Origin of the sequence: Streptomyces sp. JW3 (genome assembly GCF_052216785.1) — a bacterium.
Lineage (GTDB): Bacteria > Actinomycetota > Actinomycetes > Streptomycetales > Streptomycetaceae > Streptomyces.
In genome coordinates this window covers 1-329 of record NZ_JBQOUX010000290.1, presented here as the reverse complement: position 1 = coordinate 329, position 329 = coordinate 1, and the positions used below count along the sequence as shown (strand labels likewise).

The following is a 329-nucleotide window of genomic DNA, read 5'->3' as shown; positions in this document are numbered from 1 at the left end:
ATCCCGAGGTTGACCACCGTGTAGCCGTTGTTCGACAGGATGATGTCGACCAGGTTCTTGCCGATGTCGTGCACATCGCCGCGGACGGTGGCCAGCACGATCGTGCCCTTGCCGTCGTCGTCGGTCTTCTCCATGTGCGGTTCGAGGTAGGCGACGGCCGTCTTCATCACCTCGGCGGACTGCAGCACGAACGGCAGCTGCATCTGGCCCGAGCCGAACAGCTCACCGACCACCTTCATGCCGTCCAGCAGTACCTCGTTGACGATCTCCAGGGCGGGGCGGGCGGCCAGCGCGGCGTCGAGGTCGGCCTCCAGACCGTTGCGCTCGCC

Annotated in this window: 1 protein-coding gene; it reads right to left on the bottom strand. The window is 66.0% G+C overall.

Annotation, left to right across the window (positions count from 1 at the left end; all coding sequences use genetic code 11):
- Positions 1 to 329: B12-binding domain-containing protein (locus ACTT8P_RS38545; protein ID WP_442836443.1), on the bottom strand; the 329-nt coding region annotated here is incomplete at both ends.